General features: G+C 41.8%; 24 protein-coding genes. 23 read left to right on the forward strand and 1 reads right to left on the reverse strand.

From position 1 onward, the window contains the following. The first annotated feature begins 516 nt into the window (after nucleotides 1–516). Entirely contained in the window at nucleotides 517–3,756 is a 3,240-nt protein-coding gene (locus PUT07_RS32355; protein ID WP_274472918.1) for an S-layer homology domain-containing protein, read from the forward strand. Between the two features lie 44 nt (nucleotides 3,757–3,800). On the opposite strand, the gene PUT07_RS32360 is transcribed toward PUT07_RS32355, so the two are convergent. After that, nucleotides 3,801–4,496 carry a stalk domain-containing protein gene (locus tag PUT07_RS32360; RefSeq protein ID WP_274472919.1) on the reverse strand — a complete coding sequence of 232 codons (696 nt, stop codon included), beginning with the start codon at nucleotides 4,494–4,496 and terminating at the stop codon, nucleotides 3,801–3,803. Between the two features lie 103 nt (nucleotides 4,497–4,599). Between PUT07_RS32360 and PUT07_RS32365 the strand changes: the two genes are divergently transcribed. From PUT07_RS32365 to PUT07_RS32470, 22 genes are all read left to right on the forward strand, one after another. After that, nucleotides 4,600–5,151, forward strand: coding sequence for a hypothetical protein (locus tag PUT07_RS32365; protein WP_274472920.1), 552 nt, complete (start codon nucleotides 4,600–4,602; stop codon nucleotides 5,149–5,151). Between the two features lie 162 nt (nucleotides 5,152–5,313). After that, nucleotides 5,314–5,586, forward strand: coding sequence for an alpha/beta-type small acid-soluble spore protein (locus tag PUT07_RS32370; protein ID WP_274472921.1), 273 nt, complete (start codon nucleotides 5,314–5,316; stop codon nucleotides 5,584–5,586). 331 nt (nucleotides 5,587–5,917) lie between these two features. Further along, nucleotides 5,918–7,123 carry a methionine adenosyltransferase gene (metK, locus tag PUT07_RS32375; protein WP_274472922.1) on the forward strand — a complete coding sequence of 402 codons (1,206 nt, stop codon included), beginning with the start codon at nucleotides 5,918–5,920 and terminating at the stop codon, nucleotides 7,121–7,123. Between the two features lie 193 nt (nucleotides 7,124–7,316). Further along, nucleotides 7,317–7,781: a hypothetical protein gene (locus PUT07_RS32380; protein WP_274472923.1), complete on the forward strand. Its 465-nt coding sequence runs from the start codon at nucleotides 7,317–7,319 to the stop codon at nucleotides 7,779–7,781. 169 nt (nucleotides 7,782–7,950) lie between these two features. Further along, on the forward strand, nucleotides 7,951–10,554 hold the full coding sequence (locus tag PUT07_RS32385) for a stalk domain-containing protein (RefSeq protein ID WP_274472924.1): 2,604 nt from the start codon (nucleotides 7,951–7,953) through the stop codon (nucleotides 10,552–10,554). A 96-nt stretch (nucleotides 10,555–10,650) separates the two neighbouring features. Further along, on the forward strand, nucleotides 10,651–11,838 hold the full coding sequence (locus PUT07_RS32390; RefSeq protein WP_379241165.1) for a sensor histidine kinase: 1,188 nt from the start codon (nucleotides 10,651–10,653) through the stop codon (nucleotides 11,836–11,838). Next, a complete protein-coding gene (locus tag PUT07_RS32395) occupies nucleotides 11,816–12,541 on the forward strand; it encodes a response regulator (RefSeq protein WP_274472926.1) in 726 nt (241 codons plus the stop codon). Before PUT07_RS32390 ends, PUT07_RS32395 begins: the two co-directional genes overlap by 23 nt. Nucleotides 12,542–12,605: 64 nt before the next feature. Continuing rightward, nucleotides 12,606–13,001 carry a hypothetical protein gene (locus PUT07_RS32400; protein WP_274472927.1) on the forward strand — a complete coding sequence of 132 codons (396 nt, stop codon included), beginning with the start codon at nucleotides 12,606–12,608 and terminating at the stop codon, nucleotides 12,999–13,001. Between the two features lie 50 nt (nucleotides 13,002–13,051). Further along, a complete protein-coding gene (locus tag PUT07_RS32405; RefSeq protein WP_274472928.1) occupies nucleotides 13,052–14,938 on the forward strand; it encodes a DEAD/DEAH box helicase in 1,887 nt (628 codons plus the stop codon). A gap of 267 nt (nucleotides 14,939–15,205) precedes the next feature. Further along, complete coding sequence (locus tag PUT07_RS32410) at nucleotides 15,206–15,709, forward strand: ComF family protein (protein ID WP_274472929.1); 504 nt, start codon at nucleotides 15,206–15,208, stop codon at nucleotides 15,707–15,709. A 112-nt stretch (nucleotides 15,710–15,821) separates the two neighbouring features. Beyond that, nucleotides 15,822–16,244: a TIGR03826 family flagellar region protein gene (locus PUT07_RS32415; protein ID WP_274472930.1), complete on the forward strand. Its 423-nt coding sequence runs from the start codon at nucleotides 15,822–15,824 to the stop codon at nucleotides 16,242–16,244. 113 nt (nucleotides 16,245–16,357) lie between these two features. Further along, nucleotides 16,358–16,630: a flagellar biosynthesis anti-sigma factor FlgM gene (gene flgM / locus PUT07_RS32420; protein WP_274472931.1), complete on the forward strand. Its 273-nt coding sequence runs from the start codon at nucleotides 16,358–16,360 to the stop codon at nucleotides 16,628–16,630. A gap of 35 nt (nucleotides 16,631–16,665) precedes the next feature. Further along, nucleotides 16,666–17,166 carry a flagellar protein FlgN gene (locus PUT07_RS32425; protein ID WP_274472932.1) on the forward strand — a complete coding sequence of 167 codons (501 nt, stop codon included), beginning with the start codon at nucleotides 16,666–16,668 and terminating at the stop codon, nucleotides 17,164–17,166. A 47-nt stretch (nucleotides 17,167–17,213) separates the two neighbouring features. Next, nucleotides 17,214–18,659: a flagellar hook-associated protein FlgK gene (flgK, locus tag PUT07_RS32430; protein WP_274472934.1), complete on the forward strand. Its 1,446-nt coding sequence runs from the start codon at nucleotides 17,214–17,216 to the stop codon at nucleotides 18,657–18,659. Between the two features lie 34 nt (nucleotides 18,660–18,693). After that, the gene (flgL, locus tag PUT07_RS32435; RefSeq protein WP_274472935.1) at nucleotides 18,694–19,593 is read left to right on the forward strand and encodes a flagellar hook-associated protein FlgL; all 900 of its coding nucleotides are present in this window, start codon (nucleotides 18,694–18,696) and stop codon (nucleotides 19,591–19,593) included. A 24-nt stretch (nucleotides 19,594–19,617) separates the two neighbouring features. After that, nucleotides 19,618–20,187, forward strand: coding sequence for a DUF6470 family protein (locus PUT07_RS32440; protein ID WP_274472936.1), 570 nt, complete (start codon nucleotides 19,618–19,620; stop codon nucleotides 20,185–20,187). A 77-nt stretch (nucleotides 20,188–20,264) separates the two neighbouring features. After that, nucleotides 20,265–20,711 carry a flagellar assembly protein FliW gene (gene fliW, locus PUT07_RS32445; RefSeq protein ID WP_274472937.1) on the forward strand — a complete coding sequence of 149 codons (447 nt, stop codon included), beginning with the start codon at nucleotides 20,265–20,267 and terminating at the stop codon, nucleotides 20,709–20,711. A gap of 5 nt (nucleotides 20,712–20,716) precedes the next feature. Beyond that, nucleotides 20,717–20,947 (forward strand): carbon storage regulator CsrA, encoded by a 231-nt coding sequence (gene csrA / locus PUT07_RS32450; protein ID WP_274472938.1) that lies wholly within the window; start codon nucleotides 20,717–20,719, stop codon nucleotides 20,945–20,947. A gap of 169 nt (nucleotides 20,948–21,116) precedes the next feature. Next, nucleotides 21,117–22,739: a flagellin N-terminal helical domain-containing protein gene (locus PUT07_RS32455; protein ID WP_274472939.1), complete on the forward strand. Its 1,623-nt coding sequence runs from the start codon at nucleotides 21,117–21,119 to the stop codon at nucleotides 22,737–22,739. 82 nt (nucleotides 22,740–22,821) lie between these two features. Continuing rightward, nucleotides 22,822–23,112, forward strand: coding sequence for a hypothetical protein (locus PUT07_RS32460; protein ID WP_274472940.1), 291 nt, complete (start codon nucleotides 22,822–22,824; stop codon nucleotides 23,110–23,112). A 1-nt stretch (nucleotide 23,113) separates the two neighbouring features. Beyond that, nucleotides 23,114–25,096: a glycosyltransferase gene (locus tag PUT07_RS32465; RefSeq protein ID WP_274472941.1), complete on the forward strand. Its 1,983-nt coding sequence runs from the start codon at nucleotides 23,114–23,116 to the stop codon at nucleotides 25,094–25,096. Continuing rightward, nucleotides 25,077–26,399 (forward strand): glycosyltransferase, encoded by a 1,323-nt coding sequence (locus PUT07_RS32470; RefSeq protein ID WP_274472942.1) that lies wholly within the window; start codon nucleotides 25,077–25,079, stop codon nucleotides 26,397–26,399. The genes PUT07_RS32465 and PUT07_RS32470 overlap by 20 nt, the downstream gene beginning before the upstream one ends. Nucleotides 26,400–26,433: the final 34 nt, after the last annotated feature.

Below are 26,433 nucleotides of genomic sequence, written 5' to 3' on the forward strand. Positions count from 1 at the left end.
AGGTAACATCAAAGTAGAAAGAATCGCTGATAAAGATGGCAACTTGCAAGATGCAGCATTCGATCTGACTATCACTTCTCCAAGCGGTAAATCCGACGTTGTCGCGGTTACTGTAGCAAGTGCTAAATAATTAACTTTCATTAAAAAAGAAGGCCTTTAGGCCTTCTTTTTTTGTTTTTATAAATGTACTATGCGCATAAGCACATGTAATTATAATGATACTCTAGGGCTCAATTAGATAAATTGAAAAAAAAGAAAAACTTTTTTCGATTAAGCGCAACTTTTTCGAACCCACTGCGTTTAATACTTTGAAAAGAACGAAATAATAAAAAGTTAACCAAAAGTTAAGGCAACAAAATAACTCTTTACGACGCTATTCGACCAATGTATAATGTAAATTGGTGTGGGCGTCCATATTCCTACTAAAGTTTACTAGTTTCTAATGTAGCCACTAGAGCGCTACACGCGAACTTAGTTATATTATGCTCTAACTCTGGAAAGGGGGTGAACCAAACAATGAGTGATACGAGCTCAGATAATGTTAGATTCAACCTAAAAAATAAAACCAAAGATATTCAAGGAGGAGAAAAAAAGGTTATGAAGAAAAGTTTATCCGTAGTTCTTTCTACAGCAATGGCATTATCCATGTTTTCTTCCGTAGCATTCGGTAAAACATCCGCTGACTTCACAGATCTTAAAGATCTTGACGCAGCTACAAAAGCAAAATTTGATGCAATGATCTCTGCAGGTATTTTTGACGGAGTGACTGACACTACATTTGGTCTGAAAGACGAAATGAACCGTGCTCAATTCGCAAAAGTTGCAGCTTTGATCACTGGTATCGAAGTTAACAAAGATCTTAAAACTTCCAGCTTCTCCGATGTTAAAGTTGACGACGCAGCTAACGGCTATGCGCTTCCTTACATCGAAGCTTTGAAATCCGCTGGTATCACTGACGGCTACGCTGAAGGTCAATACAACCCAGCTGGTAAAGTAACAAAAGAGCAATTGGCTACTTTCTTGGTTCGCGTACTGGGTAAAGATGCTGAGGCAAAAGCAAAAACTGGCGACGACAAATCCGTTTCCGACTGGGCACAAGGTTATGTAGCTCTTGCTCTTGAGCTGAAACTTCTTGCTAACGGAACTGATGGCACTTTCGGTGGTCAAGCTAACGCAACTCGCGATCTTCTTCTGACTGGTGCATACGAAGCAAAACAACAATACGTACCAGCTGGTAAAGTATCCGTAACTGGCGCTAAAGCAACAGGAGCTCAACAAGTAACTGTTACTTTCAACAAAGCAGTTGATACTGAAAAAGCGAAACTGACTTTGAAAAAAGGTACAGCTGAAGTAGCTACAACTGTTAAATTTGCTGATGACAAGAAATCCGCAGTTCTGACACTGACTGATGTTAAAGTTAGCAAAGGTGAATACACAGTAACTGTATCCGGTTTGGATGAGGCTACCGTTGACAAAACTTCCGCTTCATTCACTGGCGAAGACGAAGTTCTTACAAAAATCGATTTCTTGAACGCTGGCGACACAATCGCTTACGCTGACAAAACAATCGTTAAAGTAAAAGCTTCCAACCAATACGGTGAGAACGCTACAACTAACGCTGGTTCCTACAACGTTTACACATCTGCTGCATCTTTCACAAAAATCACTAAAGATACTGACGGTACTTTGTTGATCACTTTGGATACAGCAAATGAAAACACAACTCAAGGCGTATCTGTGATTCCAGTAACAATCGTTAACAACGATTTCCACATTACAGCTACGAAAAACTTCAAATTGGGTACACAACCAATCTTGACAAAACTTGAGCTTGGTGCAGCTCGTTACTCCGTAGGTGATGCTCTTAACGGTAAAGGCGAAAACGTTAAATTCGACCTTAACTTGTTTGACCAATACGGTGGTACAATTTCCTACGATTCTTTGATCAATGCTAAAACATACAGCAAAGATAACAGCAGCACTACTAAATTGTTCGGAGAAACTACTATCATCTGGAATGACTACATTTCAACTGATGATGTGCAAACAGATTTCGAAGACAATGGAAATGATATTCCACAAGTTAAGATCTCCTTGAAAAAAGATCTTGATAAAGCTGGCGAATATAACTTCACAGTGTTTAACCAAGCGGCTACAGCAACTGGTAAAATCTCCGTGAAATCCTCTAAAGTTGCTAACAAAGTTGAAATCGGCGAGCTTAACGATGTAATCGCTGCTGGCGACAAAGAAGTTTATATTCCAATCGTTGCTTATGATGCTTCAGGTAACCAACTTAGCCTTGAGGATCTGACTAGTGACCAAAACACAAAACGTATTAAAGTTAACGTTTCTGGCGCTGGCTCCCAGTCTGTTGCTACAATCCTTGATTCCGGAGAGCACAAAGGAAGCATTAAATTGGATCAAATCAGCAATAACTCTAAAGGTGCGGTTTCTGTTACTGCGATCATTGCAGAAGCTAATGCAAGCAGCACTTCAACAAAAACGTTTACTATTGCTGACGCTCGTGTACCTGATCACTTCAAAGTAGTAACTGATCCAGCTAAAGGTGCAGTTGCTGGTGGTACGGCTGCAATTGAACTTGCAGTTATCGACCAATACGGTAAAACACTTGATGATGCTCACTTTACAGATAACCAAGGTAATGATATTGACAATGCAAATACTAATGAGTATCTAGTAACTGTAACAGCAAATACTTACGATGCTAATGGCGCCGTATTGACTAATGGTACAGTTGGTCTTAAAGCACCAGATGGAGATGTGACTACTTCTGCAGTCTTTGGTAAGAATAAAACTAAAACGAGAATTGTAAACAACCAACAAGTTACAGTTAAACAAGATTTCGAAGCTTTCAATGACGAATTCACATTGTTTACTACAGGAAGTGCAGTTGGTGGTTCGAAGGTTGACTTCACAGCAAAAATCACTAAAAACGGTGTTGAGATCTCCAAGGTGACTAAAACATTAACTGTTGCAAAAGCTACTGATGATCTTACTTACTCCGTGAATGCTGTTCCTACATTGTTCAACTTGAGCGATAGCGGTACTGTTGTTGCATCAACTTACAGTACAATTGATAACCCTACGGTTATTAACAATATCGTTGCTGATGACCTTAAAGATGTAACGAAATCCCAAGTATTCGCACGCGAAGTTAAACTTTCCGCTAAGAATGCTTCTGGCGATGTAGTTAAACTTCCAGCAGGAACAATTACTGATATTAAAACATCCAACAACGCAGTTGCAAAAGTAGCTCTTGTTGGTGGTAAAGCTTACGTTCTTGGTAACAAAACAGGTTCGGCTACATTGAACGTGACTTACAAAACTGTTAAAGGCGAAGTTAAGCAAACAACAGTAGCTGTTACTTCTAAAAATGATGCTCTATCAGTTGACAAAATTGCTGCTGATAGTGATATGACAATTAATGTAACTACTTCTGGTGCAGCAGATGGTAACGCATTTATTACTCCAGATCTAATTGTTACAGATAACTATGGTAAAGAGTATGAGCAAGATGTTGCTCAAAAAGCTAACGGAGTACTTGGTGTAACATTCTCTGCTAACAGCTACTCTGACAACATTAGTGCTGTAACTATCTATTCAAATGGTAACATTGTTGTTACTAAAAATGATGATAAAGATGGAGCATTTGATCTGACAATTACATCTCCAAGTGGTAAGTCTGATGTAGTTTCAGTAACAGTAAAAGGTCCGAAATTCGTCCCAGCTCCATAAGATTAACTAACGCTTAATAAAAAGAAGGCCTAACGGCCTTCTTTTTATTTTTGTATATATGTAGTATGCACATATTTATTGGTATTTATAATGTTCTTTTGACTATTTTCAATACTATTGAACAGACTGATTTGTAGGCTTGAATTAATCTGCGCGTCGTTCTTGCGAGTCAGCCAAAGCTTGAATAATTCTTTTGTTTGGCCGACTGTATCAAGGGCTTTGGATTGGCTGGCAAGTATTTCGTTGATCCCTGTTTCCGCACCATATTGCTTATAAACGGCAGTAGCGAACTTTAATGATTTATTGTACTCATCTGTTAGCTCTAGATAATCACGATCAAGTAAATCTTTAAGATTAGGTACTTGGTCTAAGTCCATGTATTGCTGTAGCTTACTTGCATACATATAAATTTGCATGTCCGTATCGCTTAACCATTTATAAGCATTTGTTATAGACGTGTCTTTAGTGGCACTTTGAGCTTCATCTTTCTTTATAGAAACATTCACACTATAAGTCGAATCATCCCAAGCGACTTCAGTTCCTAATTGTCTCAACATATAAATCGGAACCATCGTCCTACCCTTATAATTGATAGCGGGTACATCTTCAACCGCAAGTTCGCTTCCATTACTCTTTACGTTTACGATTGGGTTACCTTCGAAATCTCCACGGATCGAGGAAGCGTTGACGTTGCTTGTAATAAAGAATAAAATCATAGTGGTTGTTAGTAGCTTTTTCATAGAATCACTCCGTTTGCTAAATTATTTAATTGAAAATAATTCGACAAAAGAAGTAAGATATCCTTTTATTTTACAGATGATTAAGACAGGAGAGTTAATAACGATGAATAGGAAACAAATGATTTTAACAGCAGGCTGTGCGATTGCCCTACTATCCTCATCTATTTCAGTCTCCCAGGCCGAAGCCCCAGCACCGGGCTCGTCCACCGATCCGGTGATCACGAAGAGCTACTTCGATCAGAACAGCTTAAGCGAAGCCGAGGTGAAGGAATTAATCGCCTCCGCGATTGCTGCCAACCCTGGCGGAAACCAGAGTGGCAGCGGGAGCAACGGAGGCGGGGGTACGATAACGCCAGTAGGCATGAAAGTTGTCCAATTGAAAAATGGACAAACGTTATATGCCGGAGCTGGCGCCGAATTTATCGTGCGAACCGGGCGAGTACTAGCGGTGAGCAACGATGACAATGGCATCCCGGATGTAACGGGAGGCAAAGATCTTGCAGCGGGGACCGAGGTCGCGCTGAATCATCTTTTGATTTTTCCCGCTGAAGGACGCGGTATTAAGCCATCGCCAAAGAACACAGCTGACATCTTTGTCATGGTACGCGGCAGCTATTTACTCACGAATGCAGACGGAAGTCAGGTTGGGGAATAATTTTTTAGCAATACCTCTGCTCCATAATTTTACCCTTACTGACAACTTCTTATCCGGTTTGGGCATAGCATATTAGCCATACTATAGGTGTACCCAAGGTCGACTGCTTAAAGAGTATCGTTCGTTATGTTATTAACAACAACTTTAAGGAGGCGTTTAGCAATGGCTAGAAACAATAACAAAGTGGTCCCTGAATCTAAAAAGGCTCTAGATGTCCTGAAATACGAGATTGCTGCTGAATTGGGACTTCCCGTGGGAAAACATATGTCGATGAATGCTGACACGGAATTCGCGACAGAGTTGGGCTCTATCCCTTCTTCCTCTATGAAAGAGGACTATTGGGGTCATATCTCGTCCAGAGATGCAGGTGCAGTCGGAGGGACAATCACGAAAAGGCTGATTCAACGGGCTGAAGAAGCTTTATTTTCTCTCTAAGGTTTTGTAATAATTCATAATTTCTTCACGATTACTTTCATTGACACTAGACGACAAATAAAGTAAGATAACTAATTGAAGGTCAATGATTTAATTAAACCTTTTCCAATCGGGAAAGGTTCATTTTTTTGTTTGTATTCATTGATTGTTTTGCTTGGAATTTATACTTACCCGTGCGGAATTCGAAGATCTTGCCAGCGCATGAGCGCAAAAGAGGGATTCCGCTTGGCGTGAAAAGCTGACGCTAAAGCCGGGCCCACTTTTTTTCATAATAGAGGCATCGAGTAGAAGCTTTTCAAACATACTAAATGGTATTAGGAGGATGAATGATATGGCGCAAGTACGCGGACGTCGTTTATTTACATCCGAATCCGTAACAGAAGGTCATCCAGATAAAATTTGTGACCAAATTTCTGACTCGGTATTGGATGCGTTTTTGGCTAATGACCCAAATGCTCGTGTAGCATGTGAAGTGTCTGTAGCAACAGGTTTGGTTTTGGTAATCGGTGAGATTACTTCCAGCTCTGAGTATGTAGACATTCAAGCTATCGCTAGACAAACAATCAAAGAAATTGGGTACACACGTGCGAAATTTGGTTTTGACCACCAAACATGTGCAGTTCTCGTCTCTTTGAATGAACAATCCCCTGACATTGCTCAAGGCGTGAACAGAGCGCTTGAAGCTAGAGAAGGCTCGATGTCTGAAGAGGAAATCGAAGCAATCGGTGCCGGCGACCAAGGTCTTATGTTCGGATTCGCGGTTAACGAAACACCTGAGCTTATGCCGCTTCCAATTTCAATCTCTCACCAATTGGCTCGTCGTTTGACAGAAGTTCGCAAAAATGGAACTCTTCCATACCTGCGTCCTGATGGTAAAACTCAAGTAACTGTTGAGTATATCGATGATAAACCAGTACGTGTTGACGCTATTGTCGTTTCTACACAGCATGGTGAAGAAGTTACTTTGGAGCAAATCCAAAAGGATATCAAAGAGCATGTTATCACTCCTATCGTTCCAGCGCATTTGTTGGACGAGAAAACTAATTATTTCATTAACCCGACTGGCCGTTTCGTAATTGGCGGACCGCAAGGGGATGCAGGTTTGACAGGCCGTAAAATCATCGTTGATACGTATGGCGGTTATGCTCGTCATGGCGGAGGCGCATTCTCCGGTAAGGATCCAACAAAAGTTGACCGTTCCGGTGCTTATGCAGCCCGTTATGTTGCGAAAAACATCGTAGCGGCGGGGCTTGCAGACAAATGTGAAGTTCAATTGGCATATGCAATTGGTGTTGCTCGTCCGGTTTCCATTGCGGTGGATACTTTTGGTACAGCAAAAGTTAGTGAAGAGAAGCTCGTTGAGCTCATTCACAAAAACTTTGACCTGCGTCCAGCAGGCATCATTAAAGAGCTTGATCTGCGTCGTCCGATCTACCGTCAAACGGCAGCTTACGGTCATTTTGGCCGTAATGATCTGGATGTTCCTTGGGAGCGCACAGACAAAGCTGAGGCTTTGAAAGCTCAAGCATTAGTTTAACATATAGCAAAGTCGTCCAATTCGGACGGCTTTTTTCATTCCAGGAAATGGGAACATATGTTTGACATAATCTCATCAAAATGGTAATATATTCATATACTCCAATAGTTTTTCATCCAGAGCGATTCATATGTTATACTGGATTCAACGATTAACAGCATCTATTAAAATTAGATGGATCGGGAGTGAAAGAATGGATCAAGAGTTGAAAGAAGCTTTATCCGCATTGTTGAAAGCAGAATTGTTGCCTGTATTTAGAGAATTGGGTGGAATTCATACACGGTTAGATGGTATTGACGCTCGTTTCGATGGTATTGATACACGTCTTGATGGTATTGATACACATCTTAATGGCATTGATACACGTCTTGATGGCATTGATAATCGATTATATGGTATTGACAATCGCCTTGATGATATTGACAGTCGTCTTGACGGTATTGACGCTCGTCTCGATGGCATTGACACTAGAATCGATGGAATCGACAGCCGGCTCGACAGACTCGAACTCGAGCAGTCTCAGATTAAACAAGCCGTACTGGAGACAAACGGAACGGTCAAACGTATGGAGCTTGTCCAGGAGCGGCAGCACTCGATCATCGAGCTTTTGTCCGCGCGATCCATTGAACATGAAGCTAAGCTAAAGCGTATTTTATAAGATAATCTCAAGCAGAGAGCAGCCCATTCAGGGGCCGTGCTCTCTTTTTTGGTGTATAAATACAACTCAGCGCTTATCGTAACTTTTTCCATAGTTTATGAGTCTATATAAGTATCGCCAAAATGATAGATACTAGAATTAATCTGAAAGAGGAGCGTGGAAAAGCAACATGACGTTACAGAAGCAAGTAGGAATAGGTGCGCTGGCTTGCGCATTGATGTGGCAGTTGGTAGCTGGGACTACAGTGAGCGCGGCAGGTTCAACGTTAACGCTTAGTTCGCAGGAAACAATAACATCAGGTGCAATTATGAAGAACTATGTGTGGACAACAACGAGAAGCAACAAGAACGTTTCGGTGAACGCGAATGTGATTGAGGTCGATTTGACGAACCCGAACGTGAAAATAGACGCAATGGCAGGAACGAATAATCAGTTCACGAAGAACCAGAGTGTTCTAGGCATGGTGAAGGATACTGGCGCTGTAGCCGGTGTGAATGGAGACTTTTTTAATACGCAAGCTGAGGGCGTTCCTGAAGGAGCTCAAATCACGAATGGTCAAGTGATGGCAACGCCGGCCAAAATTTCAGGACTTTATTCATTCGCTATATCGAAGGATAATAAGCCAATTATCGACATTTTTGATTTTCAGGGGAAGGTAACGGCGAAGGATGGTACTTCGTTTGACCTTGGCGGTGTGAACAAAACGTACTATTGGGACGACAACGATGTGCCGTTAATTGCAGATGGACTTTTCCTTTATACGAGTGCATGGGCAATGACACAAAGAGCTGTTGATGGAACGCATGTTCCGACCGAAGCCCTGATTCAAAACGATATCGTCAAGGAAATCGCTGTAGATACGAACATCAAAATGGTTGCTCCAGCAGATGGCTATATCCTCAGAGGCTCGGGCCTAGCAAGAGAGTTCATCGTTAATCACCTCAAAGTCGGAGACAAAATCACCACGAAATATGATATGATCCCGCACGATGCGTCCAAAACCTATGATTGGAAGAACTTTAAAATGCTCATCGGCGGCAGCACGCTGCTTGTAGATGAGGCGAAGCCAAGTTATTTTACACGGAATATCAATGACTTCAGCGGTTATAGTCCGCGCTCTAGAACAGCGCTAGGCTACTCCAAAGATATGAAGACTGCTTATATCATCACCTCAGACCGTAGTGCCGGCAGTGCGGGCATGACACTTCCAGAGCTTCAGCAGTTTATGATTGATGCAGGTGTTTGGAGAGGGTTGGTTTTGGATGGTGGAGGTTCTACTCAAATGGTTTCCAGACCGCTTGGTGATTTCGATCCTAAGCTGGTGAACAAAACGGAAAACGGCAATCAGCGTTCCGTTGCTAATGGACTAGGTGTATATTCCACAGCGCCTAAAGGCGATCTAAAAGGTCTTATTTTAAAAGGTCAAAATATTTTGTTCATGAATGAATCCAGCCCTTATCAATTTAAAGCTTATGATGATTATTATAATCCGATTTCTGTTACAGGCATCGTACCACAGTGGAGTACATCTACGACAAACGGAAGCTTCAAAGATAATGTTTACACGCCATCTGCCCCAGGTAAAACTCAAATTGTAGCAAAGTCGGGCAAAGGGACTGCCTCTATGGATGTGGAGATCGTTGGGCGGGATCAGATCACTTCGATGAAGTTCAACTCGGGATCTTTTTCGTTAACGGAAGGTGGAGACTTTAAGCTACCGATTATGGTAACCACGAAGAGTGGAGCGAAACGCGAGCTGCCCGCGGCATCTGCGACATGGGAGCTTAGCGGTGTAAAAGGGAGTTTGAAAGATGGCGTCCTTCATGTGGATAGCGCTTCGGGATCTCAGGCTGCCCAAGTGATTGCACGTTATGATGGTTATAGTACGATGGTCACTTTACCTATAGGTCAGGAAAAGGTTTGGTATGATTTGGATAAATTTGCCGTTATGACAACAGGGGATAAATACCCGGCTGAGGTTGTATCCGCAGTGAATATCGAACAAGCCAGCGGGAATAAGAATTTGTCGATTGCTTATGATTTTACCAAAGGTACGGGTACGAAAGCGGCATATGCCCGATTTAACGGCACGAATGGTGCTCCGATCGAAGGGAACCCTGAGTTTATTACAGCTAAAGTGCTTGGAGATGGCAGCTTCAACTGGGTGCGTGCAGAAATTGTCGACGCCGATGGCAAGTTGAATTATGTCAGCCTTACAGAAAATATGAACTGGACGGGTTGGCGGAAATTGACTGCTGACGTATCCGACCTGAAGTTCCCGATTACTATTAAAAGCATTTATGTGGCTAACCCTGCTAACGGGCAGGATGAAAGAGCCGCAAAAGGGAAAATTAATATTGATGATATTTCTTTTATTTATAAAGGGCAATTGGCGGCTTTGCCGAAAAACTCCGTTAAGCTTACAATTAACAAAAAACAAGTAACGGTTAATGATAAAGCCATGACGTTAGAACAAGCCCCTACTATCGTTGATGACAATACGTTGATTCCGATTCGTTTTGTAACCGAAGCATTAGGCGGCAATGTGAAGTGGGATGAGAAAGAACGGAAGGTTACGGTTATTCGCGGCGACAAACTTATCGACCTATGGATTGATAACGCGGATCTGTTGGCCAACGGAGATCGTGTGACCGCTGAAGTCGCCCCTAAAATTATGAGCAACGTAACGATGGTGCCTCTTCGTGTCATTTCCGAGAAATTAGGGTTTAAAGTAGGCTGGGATCCCCAAAATTATGGGATAACAATTGAATAAATAGTACTATAAGTACACTTCAAATTGGTCGAACTGTGCTACAATATGGGGTAGACTTATTTCTAATTATGGTTTGATAAAAGGAGCATGTTTCATTTGCAACCAGACGCTATAGATCGTGTAATAAAAAACGCAATTAACGTCATGGAGAGCAGCAAGTATCAGATGTTTGAAATCGCTGAAGCTTCCCGCTTGGAGAAAGAATCGCTTACTCGCGAACTCGAGGAGATTAAGCATGAGACGAGTGTAACGATCGATTTGGTCGACAAGTTGGAGAAGGATTACAAGCGTTCTCGCATTCGACTCACGGAGGTAAGTCGGGATTTTAACAAATACCGTGAGGAAGATATCAAGGTTGCTTATGAAGCGGCTATCGCTTTTCAATTACAGCTTACAATTGCTAGAGAGAAAGAGAATAATCTAAAGGCTAGACGCAATGATCTGCAAGTGCGAACGAAGAATGTGGATAAACAGGTTGAGCGAGCTGAGACGATTGTTTCTCAGATGAATGTCGTATTAGAATACTTATCAGGCGATCTAAATCAAGTTACTCGCATATTAGAATCCGCTAAAAATAGGCAGCTGCTTGGTTTGAAAATTATATTGGCGCAAGAGGAAGAGCGTAAGCGAATCGCGCGTGAAATTCACGACGGGATGGCTCAGACCTTAGCTAATGTAGTGCTTCGAACGGAGATCGCGCAACGCATGTTGGTGAAAGAGGACATTCCGTCTGTGAAGGAAGAGTTGGCAGATTTAAAGGGACAGGTTAGAGGGGGGCTTGAAGAGGTTCGCAAGATCATCTTCAACCTCCGCCCTATGGCTCTGGACGATCTGGGAATCGTACCGACACTGCGTAAATATGTGCAAGATTTCGAAGAAAAGTATCGTATTCGTACGCAATTCAATCTCGTAGGCAAACAGACTCGCATTCCATCAGGGCTAGAAATCGCGATTTTCCGACTGGTGCAAGAAGCTCTATCTAATGTAATTAAACATGCGAAAGCTACATTCTTATCTGTTGAGCTAACACTGGAACCAGATCATGTTCAAATCTATGTTGTAGATAACGGGATCGGCTTCGATGTGCCGCAAACAGAGCAGAAAATAGCCAAAGGGAATAATTTCGGTCTCCTCGGCATGCGAGAGCGTGTAGAGCTGCTGGAAGGCACAATGACAATTGATTCCGCGAAAGATTCCGGGACAAGAATAAAAATGCTAATCCCAATTGGTGGCGGTGCAGAGAACAAGGAGGAAAATCAAAATGGACAACACGGCGAGTCATAAACGCAATGTACGAATTGTGATTGCGGACGATCATCAACTTTTTCGTGAAGGTGTTAAACGAATTATTAACATGGAGGATGATATGGAAGTCATCGGGGAGTGCGGTGACGGCATCCAGGTGATTGAGCTTTGCAATCAGATTACGCCCGACATTGTTCTCATGGACATTAACATGCCGCTTGAGAACGGTGTAGTAGCAACTGAGCGTTTGAAGCTGATTTTCCCTGATATTAAAGTTATCATCCTTTCGTTGCATGATGATGAGAGCTATGTGTTCGAGACGCTGCGCAAAGGGGCATCGGGCTACTTGCTTAAGGATATGGAAGCGGAGTCACTCATTAATGCGATTCGTTCCGTTGTAGCCGGTCATGCCTACATTCATCCGAAGGTAACAGGCAAGCTGATTAATCAGCTAAGACGCATGACCTATCTGGACGATGTAGGAGTGGTTGGATCAGGCCAAGGCGTGAAGGATTCGGCGTTGAAATACATACATAATACAAACAGCCCACTAACTAAGCGGGAAGCGGAAGTGCTTCGCCTTATGGCAGAGGGTAAAAGCAATAAGCTGATTGGAGAATTCCTCTACATCAGTGAGAAAACGGTGAAAAACCATGTTAGCTCTATTCTCCAGAAGATGGAGGTCGATGATCGAACGCAAGCGGTCATTATTGCGATCAAGAATGGTTGGGTAACCTTGTAAGCATTCCCTGTTGGAACCCCTCAACTTTTTGCGGCATACACTGCAAATAAGGGAGGGATCCGTTATGTGGATTGGGTTGCTTTGGATCTTGGGTTGCTACGGAATCAGCATCGCTGTGCTTCATCTATTGTTCGGAGCCCGCAAGGGTAGAAATAAGAAGCCGGCCAAAGTTCTGCTTGTCACCAAAAACAATCAAAATCAAATTGAATGGTACATTCGTTCATTATTCTTTTTCTCGGGGCTGAAAGGTTACGAAGTATCGGCAACGATCTTTGATGAAGGCTCCTCTGATGACACCAAACGAATTATTGAGCGGTTATCGCACACGCATATGCTTGATCTGCGCTATCAGACTGAGTATGATGCCATTGAGCAGTTCATGAGCCAGCATGAGGGAGAAGCAGTCGTTGTCGTTCATCTTAGCAACAGGGAGGAGCTTGTGAAGATCCCTGTTAGCTAGTGGTAATCGCTTACAGAGTTTTATCTATACCAAAGAGAGTAAGGTGAGCAATGAAGGTTCAACTTTACGCTGTTTGCATCAGAAAAGAGTGGAGATGGCACTTAAGTATTCACTCCATGACTGACATCCAATATTGGTTCGAGCAATACGCAGCCGACGCCGGCCTCGTAATGTTCGAACCTTTTGTTTCGTTTGGACAGGGTATACGGATGCTGGCAAAGTTAAACTCAGCCTCAGGGGCCGCAATAGAGGATGAAGCTATGCTGGAACAGATTCGCCAGGCAGCTAATAGTTGCAAGTTTGCATTAACAGGTGAATTGAGAACTAAGCGGATTTCATATGAAATGTGGAAGTGTGGAGCCTTCACCATACAAAGCTTAGAATCGAGCCTGTATGCTAAGCTGGTAGAAGCTTGCAGGGGCAAAGCTTTGTTGATGGAGGAGTTTGAACAGCTAACAGATGCAGTTGGGCTTGGGGGTGGGATGGGGGAGCCGAGAAGTTATTTACAGCTCGCACATCTTCATGGAGATATCACATTGACCAACGGTTTGGTTGTGATGGAGAGCAGGGATTGGCGCCGTGCTTTAAGAAGAAGGACGAGCTATCGGTGTAAGCGCTGCGGAAGTGGTGAGGAACGTATGTTCTGGTCCTTATGCCAACAATGCGGACAGTCATGTCCGTATTGTGAGGCTTGTCTGAGTATGGGAAGGTCAAGATTCTGTTCAATACTTATTCAGGGTCACACCGATCAAGTTGTTGGAACGGGTATAGAGAAGCCGTATAAGCAAGATGAAGCCGAGAATGCGGAGGACCTTCAATGCTATATAAGGCCCTGGGGCCTTAGTGAAGCCCAGGCTAGAGCATCCGAGGAAGGGCTGAGATATATCAGCAGGGAAGGCTCACGTGGCAGGGGAGAACGTGCTGACCGGAATCCTGCGAAATTTCTTATTTGGGCTGTTACCGGTGCAGGGAAAACCGAGATGATCTTTCCGTTTGTGCAGTACATTGTTACAAAAGGGGGACGAGTTCTCCTAACAACCCCTCGCAAGGATGTGGTTTTGGAACTTCAGCCGCGAATAACGCGCGCTTTCATGGACAACAGCGTCGTAACGCTCTATGGCGGCAGTGAGCAGAGATGGGAACAGGGCCAAATAACGATTGCCACCACTCATCAGCTATTGCGGTTCCATGAGGCTTTCGATTTGGTCATCATCGATGAAATCGATGCTTTCCCGTATCATAATAACCCTATGCTTGCTTACGCAGCTGCCAAGGTGTGTAAGCCTAGTGGAGTCAACATTCTGCTTTCTGCAACTCCACCGACAATCGTCAGGAAGGAAGCTGAGCGCGGGCATCTCCCCCACGTACGTGTGCCGGTGCGCTATCACCGACATCCATTGCCTGTGCCGGAGTTAATCGTAATACCAGCGTTAACCAAAGTGATCCAATCAGGGAATATACCTGGAGCCATTTTTGAAAAGCTGAAGGTTTCATTGGAACGCAATGCGCAAGTGTTCGTTTTTGTTCCAAATATCCAACTGGTCGAACCTATGGTAGCTATTCTAAGGAGTGTTTTTAGCGTTGGCGGCAGCATCGTTCGTGTCGAGGGGACATCCTCAAAAGATGCGAATCGGACCGATAAAGTTCAAAAATTCCGCAGCAGAGAGATTCGAATGCTGGTAACAACAACGATTCTGGAGCGAGGAGTAACAATTCCTCAGTCCGACGTATTTATTTTAGATGCAGATTCAAAATTATTTGATGACGCAGCGCTTGTGCAGATGGCGGGACGGGCAGGCAGATCGAAAGATGATCCGGCAGGTAAAGTTTATTTTGCAGCCAAAGAAATCACCCATTCACAAAAGGAGGCCGTTAGACAAGTCAAGAAAATGAACCGTATTGCAAGTAAGCAAGGCTATTTCGAGAGGGGGAAATAGATGAGGAATTGGCGTACCTGGATAGACGTAATTAAGGGGACATTTCGCGTAGCGCTTAGCACAAAGAGAGAGGATTGTTTACTTTGCAAGCAGTCAGGCCTTATGCATGGACAGCATTTAGGGCTCTGCCCTTCCTGTTACATGCGGATACCATGGATCCGACAAGTGATGTGCGCGGTATGCGGAAGGGGCGAGCTTTGCTATGACTGCCAAAGGCGGAAAGATGCTTACTTTATACAAAGCCGTAGTGCCGTTAGATACGATGAAATGATGAAAGAGATGTTAGCTCGTTATAAATACCGGGGTGATGAGAAACTCCAAACGATGATTGGCCATATGCTTGTTCATGCTTTTCGTTCCTTACAGATGGATAGAACGAGCATGCCTGCATTGCCGGCTAAGGTACAGGAGCTTATTACTTTCGTGCCCGTAAGCGAGCGCAGAATGGAAGAGCGGGGCTTTAACCAGGCGGAACAAATGGCTATAGAGTTAGGCAATAGAGTGGGGTTGCCAGTGATTCCTCTTCTTCACAGATCCAAGCACACAGATAAGCAAAGCTTCAAAAAGAGAAATGAGCGACTGGATGATTTGGCGCATGTATTTGAGCTGAGTTTGGGATATTCAAGCCGACTAATGAGCTATCCGGCTGACTCATACTTCATTTATATTGTAGATGATGTGTATACGACGGGCAGCACGTTGAATCAGTGTGCAAAAGTGCTTGTCCAGTCTATCCCTGCTAGTGTGTTCGGAATCACTTGGGCTAGATAGCGTAGATTTTGTCATAACTCTGCCAAAAAATATGGATATGCAAGAGATGTCGAATTGCGGTAAACTGGAATTAAACACTAGGTATTGGCAATAATAGAGGGGAGGCCATAGGATGGGCATGAATGTAGCAAATTGTCCACGTTGTGGGAAGATTTTCGTAAAAGGCTTTGCTGAGGTTTGCCCGAACTGCGTCAAGGATTTGGAGTTGCAGTATGAGAAGTGCCTGAAGTATTTGCGCGAGAATAAAGGCACTACCATCAATGATTTAAGTGAAGCCACAGCCGTGTCGATCAAACAAATCACAAAGTTCATTCGCGAAGGTCGGATTTCCATCTTGCATGCACCGAATATGTCCTACCCTTGTGAAGTATGCGGGATCTCGATTAGGGAGAACACAATCTGTGAATCTTGCCGCAGCAAGCTTGTGAAGGATGTTAAGAACAATGCGGAGGATGAGCGGCGGAGAGCAGGGTTGGCTGATAAAGAAGCCAAAGTCAGCTTTAAGATCCAAGAACGCTTAAAGGATCGGCACTAAATTACAAATAGGTCTGCAGAGATATAAAGTTTCATATATGAGATGCCGATAATAGTTCTAAAGATTATCGGCATTTTGTTTTTTAGGCCAGAAAGCATAGGAGTTGTTACGGTATGAAAATTAATGATAATCAACGCATCGGAGCCATTAATCCTTATAAGAAGACAGGCGATTCCGCTTACTCGCAAGCTGTCAGCAAGAAAGGCAAGATGAAAGATCAAGTGGAGATTTCGGCTGAAGCAAAAGAGCTTTTAGGAGCGGCGGGGGCAGCCCGTACCGAAGAGCAGGCACTGCGCATCGAACAATTGAAATCCTCGGTTGCGGCAGGGACTTATCGAGTGGATGCGGCGAAACTGGCAGAGAAAATACTCCCTTATCTGAAATAAGGAAGATACATCATAGATAGAAGTAGGTGACGATCATGTCCTCCATACAGGCCTTGTTGGAAACGATGGCGAAGCTCCAGGAAGCGCATGAAGCATTGCATGAACTGGCTAAGGCGAAGACGCCTATTCTTGTTAGCAATGACATCGATCAGCTGAATATGATTGTGAATCGGGAAAATAAGTGGATAAGAGCGATTGCAGAGGCGAACCAGCAGCGGATTCAAATCATCGGCTCTTATTTAATATCGAGAGGATATAATCCTAACCCTAAGATTACGGTCGGCGATTTAATTAAAGTTATTTTTAAGGCGGAAGACAAGCAAGCGCTGATGGAAGCACAACAAAGGCTGCTTGCGACGATAGAGGATTTGAAGAAGGAAAATGTCATCAATCAGCAACTAATTGAGCAGTCCTTAGCTTTCATCAACTATTCGGTAGATTTGGTTATCGGTCCGCCGGAGGACGATCTGGTCTACAGAAATCCGAATCAAGCTAAGAGCGGGAATCGGTTAGGGATGTTTGATCGAAGAGGATAAAGTGGATAATGTCAGAATACCCAAGTAGGGCATAGGAGAGGGAAACCATGAGATCGACTTTTGGCGGAATTGAAATATCCAAGCGGGGAATTCTTACGCAGCAAGCCGCACTAACAACAGCGGGACATAATGTGGCTAATGCCAACACGCCTGGCTTTTCACGTCAGGTAGTTAAAATGGTTGCCGCTGAGCCTATAGAAGCATTAAGCCTGCAGCGCTCGACGATCCCTGGCCAAATGGGGCAAGGTGTTATGTTTACTGAAGTTGAACGGATTCGTGAAACCTTTCTGGATAAACAGTATGCGAATGAGAACAAAAGTTTGGGTGAATGGACTATTCGTCAAGATACGTTAGAGAAGCTGGAGGCTATTATTAACGAGCCTTCCGATACGGGGCTTCGTCAGGTGCTTGATAACTTCTGGAATGCATGGCAGGAGCTAAGCAAGCAACCGGACAATCTTGAGACAAGAGCAGTCGTCAAAGAAAGTGCATTGGCTGTTACGGATGCCTTCAATCACGCAGCCAAGCAGCTGAAGGATTTAGGTTCAGATTTGAAAGACAATATGACGGTCAAGGTCACACAAGTCAATACGACATTGAAACAGATTTCCGAGCTAAACACGGAGATTTTTCGAATAGAAGGTTTGGGCAACAATGCTAACGATCTTCGGGACCAAAGGGATCTGCTGGTCGATCAACTTTCCAAAGTCATTAATGTTTCTGTACAAGAGGAATCGGGCGGCTATCATGTGAAAATGGGCAATCAGGATCTGGTTGTAGCCGGCACAGCAACGACTTTTGACGAAACGCTGGCTAGTTCAGCATATCCTGCCGATTTGAATAGCGGGGAGCTCTATGGCTTGATGCTTTCCGACCAACGTTATGTAACGGAGTATAAAAACCAGCTGAACTCCATGGTTACAACCATTGTTACAGCTGTTAATGACATGCATAAACAAGGTTATACATTGCAAGATCCTCCGACCAAAGGCGGCGACTTCTTCGTACCCGTTGCGGATTTTAATACAGCTGCAGAAGCATTTACTGTTAGCGCGAATATTACAGATAACGTGGAGCGGATTGCGGCCTCCGGCAAGACATATATAGATGCTAACGGTGTAGAGCGAGTTGTCAAAGGTAACAATGAACTTGCGCTGAAGCTGGCAGGTATCAAAAACACAAAATACAATTTCGATGGATCAGGCGTGACTAAAATTATCTTAAATGGTGGCACCTTCGACGAATTTCTTCGTGCAGTAGTATCGGAAATAGGGGTACAGACACAAGAAGCACAGCGTCAGGTCTCCAACCAAAAGATTTTGGTTGATCAAGTGGAGGCTAGACGACAATCCGTTAGCGGCGTTTCACTGGATGAAGAGATGGCGGACATGATTAAATATCAGCACGCTTATAATGCAGCGGCACGGTCATTGACTACTTTTGACGAGATGCTGGATAAAGTCATTAATTCAATGGGAACAGTAGGCAGATAAATTGCTGGACATATTTGATACGGGGTGAAATAAAATGGCATTACGTGTTACGCAAGGCATGTTGAATACTCAATTGCTTCGCAATTTGAATTCGAATCTTACACGCATGGAGACGCTCCAGGACCAGCTTTCAACAGGTCGCAAAATTAATAAACCATCTGATGATCCGGTCGGTATCAGCTTTTCTATGCGATATCGCAGTGAGCTTGAGACGAACGATCAGTATCAAAGAAACGTAGATGCCACAGTCTCCTTCCTAGACTACACAGACACGATGCTTGATCAGACAGGTAGTGTTCTACAAAGAGCACGCGAACTGGCTGTTACGGCTTCCAACGGTACTAATTCGGAAGATTCACTGAATGCGATGAAAATTGAGATTGATCAGTTATATAGTCAATTGACGAATATCGGCAACAGTCAATTTAATGGCAAGTATGTGTTCAATGGTCAAATTACAGATAAGGCGCCTTTTCCTGATCCGGATAACGCAGCTAACGCAGTTACGGACAATGGAGAAATCAAGTTTGAGATCGGTGCTGGCGTTCAAATTGCCATGAACAAGACAGCTGAGCAAATTTTTGGTGCATCCGGTATGCAAAATAATGCTTTTCAGATCTTGAAAGATCTGTCAGCTTCTCTTGCCGCGGGTAATACGTCAGGAATTCAGAAGTCTATCGAGCTTATGGATCAGCGGATGAGCGGAGTGCTTGGGGCTCGAGCGGATATTGGAGCTAAGACGAACCGTGTGCAGCTTGCAGAGGATCGTTTGGATGACATCGGTATTAACCTACAAAGTCTGCAATCCAAAACGGAAGATGCGGACATGTCGCTAGTTATCACGAATTTGAAAATGGAAGAGAACGTATACCAGGCTTCGTTGTCTGCAGGTTCTAAGGTTATTGTTCCCACACTCGTTGATTTCTTGCGTTAAAATTTCGGTTAGGAGGCGGTTGTGATGCCTAGTATTCCACAAATACAAATAAGCCAGCAACCGGCTCTTATTGGGATTGACGCAGATCTAGGCAAACAGGATATTCGGCAGCCGCGGGCAACGTATGAGATGCAGGTAGACCGCCCTAAACAAGATATCCGGCAACCGCGAGGGGAGCTTGAGATTGATCAAAGCCGGGCATGGGATGCGCTAGGCCAAGGCCCAATTCTTCAGGCGCTGAGCCGGATCTATTCTCAATCCCGTGAAATCGCTATGCAAGGCATTGCGCGGCGGGTTGAGGATGGGAATCGCATGGCTGCCATTCATCTAGGCGGCAATGCGATCGCCGAGATTGCAAAAGATCTCAGTATTAGTCGTTCTCAGTTTGATTATTACGGTGAGGCAAGCTACGATAATGTAGACATTACTTACACCGCCCATAAAGCAGAGATTAGCGTCATAGACGGGAAAGTCAACGTCAATGCGCAGGTGAACAAGCCTGAGGTTGATTATACGCGCGGGAAGCTGGACATTTATATGCGGCAGTATCCGAAGGTAGAAATAACTCCCCCCCAAATTGATTTCAAAACCTAAAGAGGTATAATCAAGCTATAGATGATTTCTATGGCTTTTTTTAATTTCGTATGTTCAATTGAAAAGGAGCTTAGAATATGCAGATTTCGACTTTGTTTTTTGGTGAATTAGAGGTACATGAATCAGAAATCTTCACCTTTCCGCAGGGAGTGCCAGGTTTTGAAGGGTTAACGAAGTTTACTTTGGTGCAGCCTGAAGACAGTGCGCCATTCTCCTATATTCAATCCATTGAGGAAAGTGGGCTTTCTTTTCTTGTCACGGATCCTTTTCTCTTCTTCAAGGAATATGATATTCATCTGCCGGAGAGCTTGCAGGAGGAGCTAAAAATTGAGAATCCCGGAGATGTCCTGGTGTGGTCTGTCGTTACGGTGAACAAGGATTTTACGAAGATTACCTTGAATCTTTTGGCGCCAATCATTTGGAATGTAAAAGAGAAGCTGGCCAAACAAATAATCCTGCATGACTCTGAATATGGCATTAAACATGAAATCGTTTTGCATGAAGTAACACAAGTGGAGGGGTGAGGAGCATGCTAGTTCTGGCAAGGAAAAAAGGCGAGTCCATTATGATTGGCGATAATATCGAAATCGTAATTCTTGGCAGCGAGGGTGACACGATTCGTGTCGGCATTCAAGCCCCAAAACATGTCGAAGTTTTTCGCAAAGAAATCTACCAGCACATCCAGGAGTCCAATAAAGAAGCTACTGCAAGCTCAATTAGTCCTATGAACCTAAGTAAACTTATTCATAAATCTAAATAACTAAAGTGTCGGCCAAAGGTCGACATTTTTTTTGTTTTCGCTATAAACTTTTGGAGCAGCTCCGACGATATATATATCAACGGGCCACAAGCAGGGCGGCCGACCCGCTTGCCAGCCTACAATAAATCCACATGGACGTGGATCAAACGAACCTTCAGGAGGAAGAAAAATGAGAATTAATCACAACATCGCAGCAGCGAACACTCACCGTCAATTGACTGGTAACACTGCAGCAGCAAGCAAATCCCTTGAGAAATTGTCTTCCGGTCTTCGTATTAACCGTGCTGGCGACGATGCAGCAGGTCTTGCTATCTCCGAGAAAATGAGAGCGCAAATCCGCGGTTTGGATATGGCTGCTAAGAATGCTCAAGACGGTATCTCCTTGATCCAAACAGCTGAGGGTGCGTTGAACGAAACTCACTCCATTCTTCAACGTATGCGTGAATTGGCTGACCAATCCGCTAACGGAACGAACACAGCTGACGACCGTGCAGCTCTTCAAGAAGAGGTTAAACAGCTGAAAGACGAAATCGACCGTATCGGTAACACAACTGAGTTCAATACTCAGAAATTGCTGAATGGCGCTTTGAAAGGTGCTGCTGGTGCTAACGTAGCTCAGGATACAACTACGAGTGCGATTACTGCAAAGTTAACTGAAGGTAAACTTCAAGCGACTGGTGCTATGGGGTCCACGGGAACGCTCGTTACAAACGCTCATTTTGTTAAAGAAACTCTTAAAATCGATGGTAATGAAATCGAAGTTAACTGGCAGAACCTCACAACAGACGAGAAGGCCATTCTCACTGGTGTGAATAAGGCAGACTCTGTTTCGCAAACGAAAGCAAAAGATCTTATCATTAATAAAATTAATGAAGCAATTGATGCAAGTGGTAAAAACACTGCACATATTACGGGTTATGTAGATAGTGCTGGTAAGTTAGTTCTTCAAAGTGGAACAAAAGGTGTTGATTCAAATATCAGTGTTTCCAGTGGTACTGGTGTAGTTAAAGGATTTACTAGTGCAACTGCGACCTCAACTGCTGGTACAAGTAAATACAATGGTCAAAACATCGCAGCTGGTTCCAAATTCACTGTGAATGTTGGAGATGTAACACTGCAAGTTTCTATTGCAGCAATCACTGGTGGAACAACAACCGAAGCAAACCTTGCAACTCAACTTCAAAATGCATTAAAAGTTGCTACAAGTGCTTATAATAAATTGCAAGGTAAGACTAAAGGCCAAGAAGGTTACATTGAAGATATTAAGGTCAATGAAACTAAAGATGGTCGCATTTCTGTAGTAGGACAAAATGGCCCAGTTACGTTCAAAGACCTTGAAGGAAAAACTACCGTTAGTGATCTTGGTTTGAATCAAGCCCAAACAGAGGCTACTGGTAATGGCGGAGTATCATTCCAAATTGGTGCGAATCGTGGCCAGACCATTAGCTTTGGTATCAGCGATATGCGTACTGCTGCTTTAGGACTATCAAGTGTTGATATTTCTACTGCAACCAGTGCATCTCAAGCACTTACTTCTTTGGATAGTGCAATCAAAAACGTATCTTCCCAACGTTCCAAAATGGGTGCTGTACAGAACCGTCTCGAACACACAATTAACAATTTGCAAACAGCTTCTGAGAACTTAACAGCTGCTGAGTCTCGTATCCGCGATGTGGATATGGCTAAAGAAATGATGGATTTCACTAAGAACAACATCCTTTCACAAGCTGCTCAAGCAATGTTGGCTCAAGCAAATCAGCAACCACAAGGTGTTCTTCAATTGCTGAGATAATTTTCTTTTTTATATCAAAAAAGGCTCTGGGGTACCAGAGCCTTTTATATTATACAAAATTTCTGTGAAGGGGTAACCATATATGGAATTGAAAGAACTACTTATTGCAACAATACAATATATAAGAGTACTTAGAAATGAATTAACTAGTCCTAAAAGTAAGCAAGAGGTTATAATCTCAACTATAGATCAATTTACTTTATTAGCTAATGCCCTTAACGAAACATTAAACGAAATCATAAAAGTTGAGGAATTAAATGAATACTTAGAAAAACTGTTAGTTGCTATTGAAAATAATGATTTTGAATTATTTGTTGATATCGCAGAGTTTGAAATTAAGCCGCTTCTTGAGTATTGGAGCTTAAATATATAATTTGGATAATGTAGGTGATGAAATGAAAAGGAATACTTATAAATTGAGTATCTGTATGATGGTAAAAAATGAAGAAAAAAACTTGGTACGATGTTTAGATAGTCTAGCAGTGTTATTGGGAAATGATTCCATAGAGTTAATAATTGTTGATACTGGATCAACTGATGCCACCATACAAATAGCGCAAAAATATACAGAAAAAGTATATCATCACCCATGGAATAATCACTTTTCAGAAATGAGAAATATAACCATTTCTTATGCAAAAGGTGAATGGATTTTTATCTTAGATGCAGATGAAGAATTAGTTGAGGGTGAAAAATTACTTGCTTTATTGCGGCTCAGAGAATTAGATAAATATAATACAGTCCAATTTAAGATGCATGACTATGTTAAGTCAACGGATGACAAAAATTATTTAACCTATATTTCTTATCGTTTGTTCCGAAATGAGTCTACCTTTAAATACGAAGGTGCTGTTCATAACCAGCCTAATTTAAAGCCTCCAGTGATGCTGGCCCCGATAGTCCTTAATCATTATGGGTACCAATTTGACAACAAAGAGCTATTAGAGCGCAAGTTTCAAAGGACAGCAACAATTTTAAAGCAAGAGTTATTAAGGGATCCAAAAAATCTATATTATCGCTATCAATTAGCTAATAGCTATTATATACATGGAGATCTGAAAGAAGCATTGGAAGAAATCAGAAAATCGTATGGGATATTGTGTGAACTCCCACTTAATGCAAGGGGGAAATATGCTTATATTTACGCGGAGTATGGAAGAGAAAGCTATGCAAACAAAAAATTTAAAGAATGTATTAAAATATGTTCAGAAGGGTTAAGTCTAAAAGAGGATTATATAGATTTACACTATTACATTAGTTTGGCATATCAGGCAGAAGAAGATGCGAGTAAGGCAATTGAGCATGCAAATGCGCACCTTACTCTAATGGACAAATATGATCAACTTGATATTACAAAAGATCCTGCAATTATTATGATGTGCGCAGATCTCTTTTCTAGAAATATGATGCAGTCTGTTCTTGCAAACCAATATTATGTAATTGAAATGTTTGATGAAGCCCTTGTGCATGCATTGAAAATGGTGGACTCTAAAGAAAGAACTCATTTTTTAATAAATATATATTTTAAACTGGATTGTTATAAAGATTTAAGAATGATTTATGAAACATTGGATGATACTCTTAAAAAAGCAATGATTGATCAGATCGAATATCTAAGAGAATCCATGACACATAATCAGAAGAAGTCAGTTACTCAGGAATTTGCTTCGGGTAGTGATGATTATGCCGTACTTAATAAAATTCGGAACGCTAATGGAGAAATGAGCGAGTTCTTAACTAAAGAATTCATACGTACAACAGACTTTAGTGATAAGGATATATTTTATGCAGAAGTATTTAGAAATTTCGACAGAGACCAGAAGGAAGTTTTAGCAGCTTTTAAGAAAATTAAAAGTAAGAAGCTAAAAATATTTATTAAGTATTTATTAGATCATTATACGGTTCTAGAAGGATCGTTTCTGACTTATTTAAAATATGGGGTAATAAGGGACTCAGATTACGAAGGGAATCGGGTTTACACATGTATAGCTAATGTGTTATTGCTAAACACTATTGAGTATGTCAAAGAAGCAAATAGTGAAATCGAAAAAATTCATTTTGAAATTTTCATGAAATATTTTGAGCATAGTATTAATCGTGTTAACCAGATTTATCGAATGGATCGTATGAAGTTAAATTATTCAACTTTGGACCAAGAGGAAGACAAATTTATAATTCTATTGTACTTAGCAAAAGAAGCTGTTGAGAAAGGGAATTATAAATCTGGAATTAAATACTTTAAAGAGGCTGTTGAAGAATATCCTTATCTCACCTTGGTTCTTAACACTTTTAGGGATCAATTTTTATCTTCAATTGAAGTTGAGGTGAACAAAACCAATGGATTCGAATTCATATAGAATTATTAAGGAGATTCAAAAAAATAAAGATAATATTAAAAGAATGATTGAAGAAAGGAAATATGATGATGCCATTCTCGCATTAGAACAATATGAGAAAGTTATGCCTGAAGATATTGATATTTATTCTATGAGAGCAGTTATTATGATTATGAATAAAAGGCTTGATATAGCTGAAGTTGAAGTACTTAAGGGACTTGAAAGAAGACCAAATGATTTTGATTTATTATTCAATTTAGGTTATATAAATGAAGTGAAAGGTCAATCAAATAAGGCTTATACAAATTACCTTAAAGCCGGTACTTTGGCTAATAATTTAGATCAAAGCAATGATATTTCATCTGCACTAGTTAGATTGAACGAAAAAATACTTAGAACACAAAAAGAAAGACTGGTTTTTTTTGTTAAACCGGGTATGGATAGCTTTCTGGACTCTGTTATTAATGAACTAAAACAAGATTTTCACACAAGAAAAATAATTGTTACAAGTGACAAGCAAATAGAAGAGGGGCTTAAATGGTGTGATGTTGCTTGGTTCGAATGGTGTGATGATTTAATTACCTATGGGAGTAATCATCCCATAGCAAATAAAAAAAAGATCATATGTAGACTCCATAGTTATGAAGCATTCACGGATTACATTCATCAAGTAAACTGGACAAATATATATAAAGTTATTTTTGTAGCGGAACATATTAGAAAATATGTACTTTCACAGCAAAAGTTATTAAAGATAGAAAGTACAATAGTTATTCCTAATGGCGTAGATATTGATTTTCATACCTTTAAGGAGAGGAGAACAGGGTTCAGAATTGCATACGTTGGATATATTAATTATAAAAAGGGGCCGATGATACTACTCCACTCGTTTAAAGCTATACATGATTTTGATAATAGATATAAATTGTATATAGCAGGTAAATTTCAAGATCCTAGGTATGTTCTATACTTTAATCAAATGATAGAAGAATTCGGACTTCAGGGGAGCGTCATTTACGAAGGTTGGCAAGAAAATGTTGAAGTTTGGCTAGAAGATAAGAATTATATACTTTCTACTAGTTTATTAGAATCACAATCAATGTCTTTAATGGAGGCTATGATCAAAGGAATAAAGCCGCTCATTCATAATTTTGTTGGGGCCAGAGAGATATATCCTTCCTCGTATATCTGGAATACTTTTGACGATTTAGTGCAAATAGTAAAAAGCCAATCTTATAATTCTTTTGAATATAGAAACTATATTGTAAACAATTTTAATTTAAAACATAGAATCTTACAGATAAAATGTTTATTGCTTACTTAAGTCCAGATTTGAAAATTTCCATAAGTTTGTAAAA

The sequence above is a fragment of the Paenibacillus sp. MAHUQ-63 genome (genome assembly GCF_028765165.1).
In the GTDB taxonomy this organism is placed as follows: domain Bacteria; phylum Bacillota; class Bacilli; order Paenibacillales; family NBRC-103111; genus Paenibacillus_E.

What these genes read in the sequence shown, in the direction of transcription:
- PUT07_RS32355 (WP_274472918.1), top strand. Translation starts at nt 517, where the DNA reads ATGAGTGATACGAGCTCAGATAATGTTAGATTCAACCTAAAAAATAAA.
- PUT07_RS32360 (WP_274472919.1), bottom strand. Translation starts at nt 4,496, where the DNA reads ATGAAAAAGCTACTAACAACCACTATGATTTTATTCTTTATTACAAGC.
- PUT07_RS32365 (WP_274472920.1), top strand. Translation starts at nt 4,600, where the DNA reads ATGAATAGGAAACAAATGATTTTAACAGCAGGCTGTGCGATTGCCCTA.
- PUT07_RS32370 (WP_274472921.1), top strand. Translation starts at nt 5,314, where the DNA reads ATGGCTAGAAACAATAACAAAGTGGTCCCTGAATCTAAAAAGGCTCTA.
- metK (WP_274472922.1), top strand. Translation starts at nt 5,918, where the DNA reads ATGGCGCAAGTACGCGGACGTCGTTTATTTACATCCGAATCCGTAACA.
- PUT07_RS32380 (WP_274472923.1), top strand. Translation starts at nt 7,317, where the DNA reads ATGGATCAAGAGTTGAAAGAAGCTTTATCCGCATTGTTGAAAGCAGAA.
- PUT07_RS32385 (WP_274472924.1), top strand. Translation starts at nt 7,951, where the DNA reads ATGACGTTACAGAAGCAAGTAGGAATAGGTGCGCTGGCTTGCGCATTG.
- PUT07_RS32395 (WP_274472926.1), top strand. Translation starts at nt 11,816, where the DNA reads ATGGACAACACGGCGAGTCATAAACGCAATGTACGAATTGTGATTGCG.
- PUT07_RS32400 (WP_274472927.1), top strand. Translation starts at nt 12,606, where the DNA reads ATGTGGATTGGGTTGCTTTGGATCTTGGGTTGCTACGGAATCAGCATC.
- PUT07_RS32405 (WP_274472928.1), top strand. Translation starts at nt 13,052, where the DNA reads ATGAAGGTTCAACTTTACGCTGTTTGCATCAGAAAAGAGTGGAGATGG.
- PUT07_RS32410 (WP_274472929.1), top strand. Translation starts at nt 15,206, where the DNA reads ATGATGAAAGAGATGTTAGCTCGTTATAAATACCGGGGTGATGAGAAA.
- PUT07_RS32415 (WP_274472930.1), top strand. Translation starts at nt 15,822, where the DNA reads ATGGGCATGAATGTAGCAAATTGTCCACGTTGTGGGAAGATTTTCGTA.
- flgM (WP_274472931.1), top strand. Translation starts at nt 16,358, where the DNA reads ATGAAAATTAATGATAATCAACGCATCGGAGCCATTAATCCTTATAAG.
- PUT07_RS32425 (WP_274472932.1), top strand. Translation starts at nt 16,666, where the DNA reads ATGTCCTCCATACAGGCCTTGTTGGAAACGATGGCGAAGCTCCAGGAA.
- flgK (WP_274472934.1), top strand. Translation starts at nt 17,214, where the DNA reads ATGAGATCGACTTTTGGCGGAATTGAAATATCCAAGCGGGGAATTCTT.
- flgL (WP_274472935.1), top strand. Translation starts at nt 18,694, where the DNA reads ATGGCATTACGTGTTACGCAAGGCATGTTGAATACTCAATTGCTTCGC.
- PUT07_RS32440 (WP_274472936.1), top strand. Translation starts at nt 19,618, where the DNA reads ATGCCTAGTATTCCACAAATACAAATAAGCCAGCAACCGGCTCTTATT.
- fliW (WP_274472937.1), top strand. Translation starts at nt 20,265, where the DNA reads ATGCAGATTTCGACTTTGTTTTTTGGTGAATTAGAGGTACATGAATCA.
- csrA (WP_274472938.1), top strand. Translation starts at nt 20,717, where the DNA reads ATGCTAGTTCTGGCAAGGAAAAAAGGCGAGTCCATTATGATTGGCGAT.
- PUT07_RS32455 (WP_274472939.1), top strand. Translation starts at nt 21,117, where the DNA reads ATGAGAATTAATCACAACATCGCAGCAGCGAACACTCACCGTCAATTG.
- PUT07_RS32460 (WP_274472940.1), top strand. Translation starts at nt 22,822, where the DNA reads ATGGAATTGAAAGAACTACTTATTGCAACAATACAATATATAAGAGTA.
- PUT07_RS32470 (WP_274472942.1), top strand. Translation starts at nt 25,077, where the DNA reads ATGGATTCGAATTCATATAGAATTATTAAGGAGATTCAAAAAAATAAA.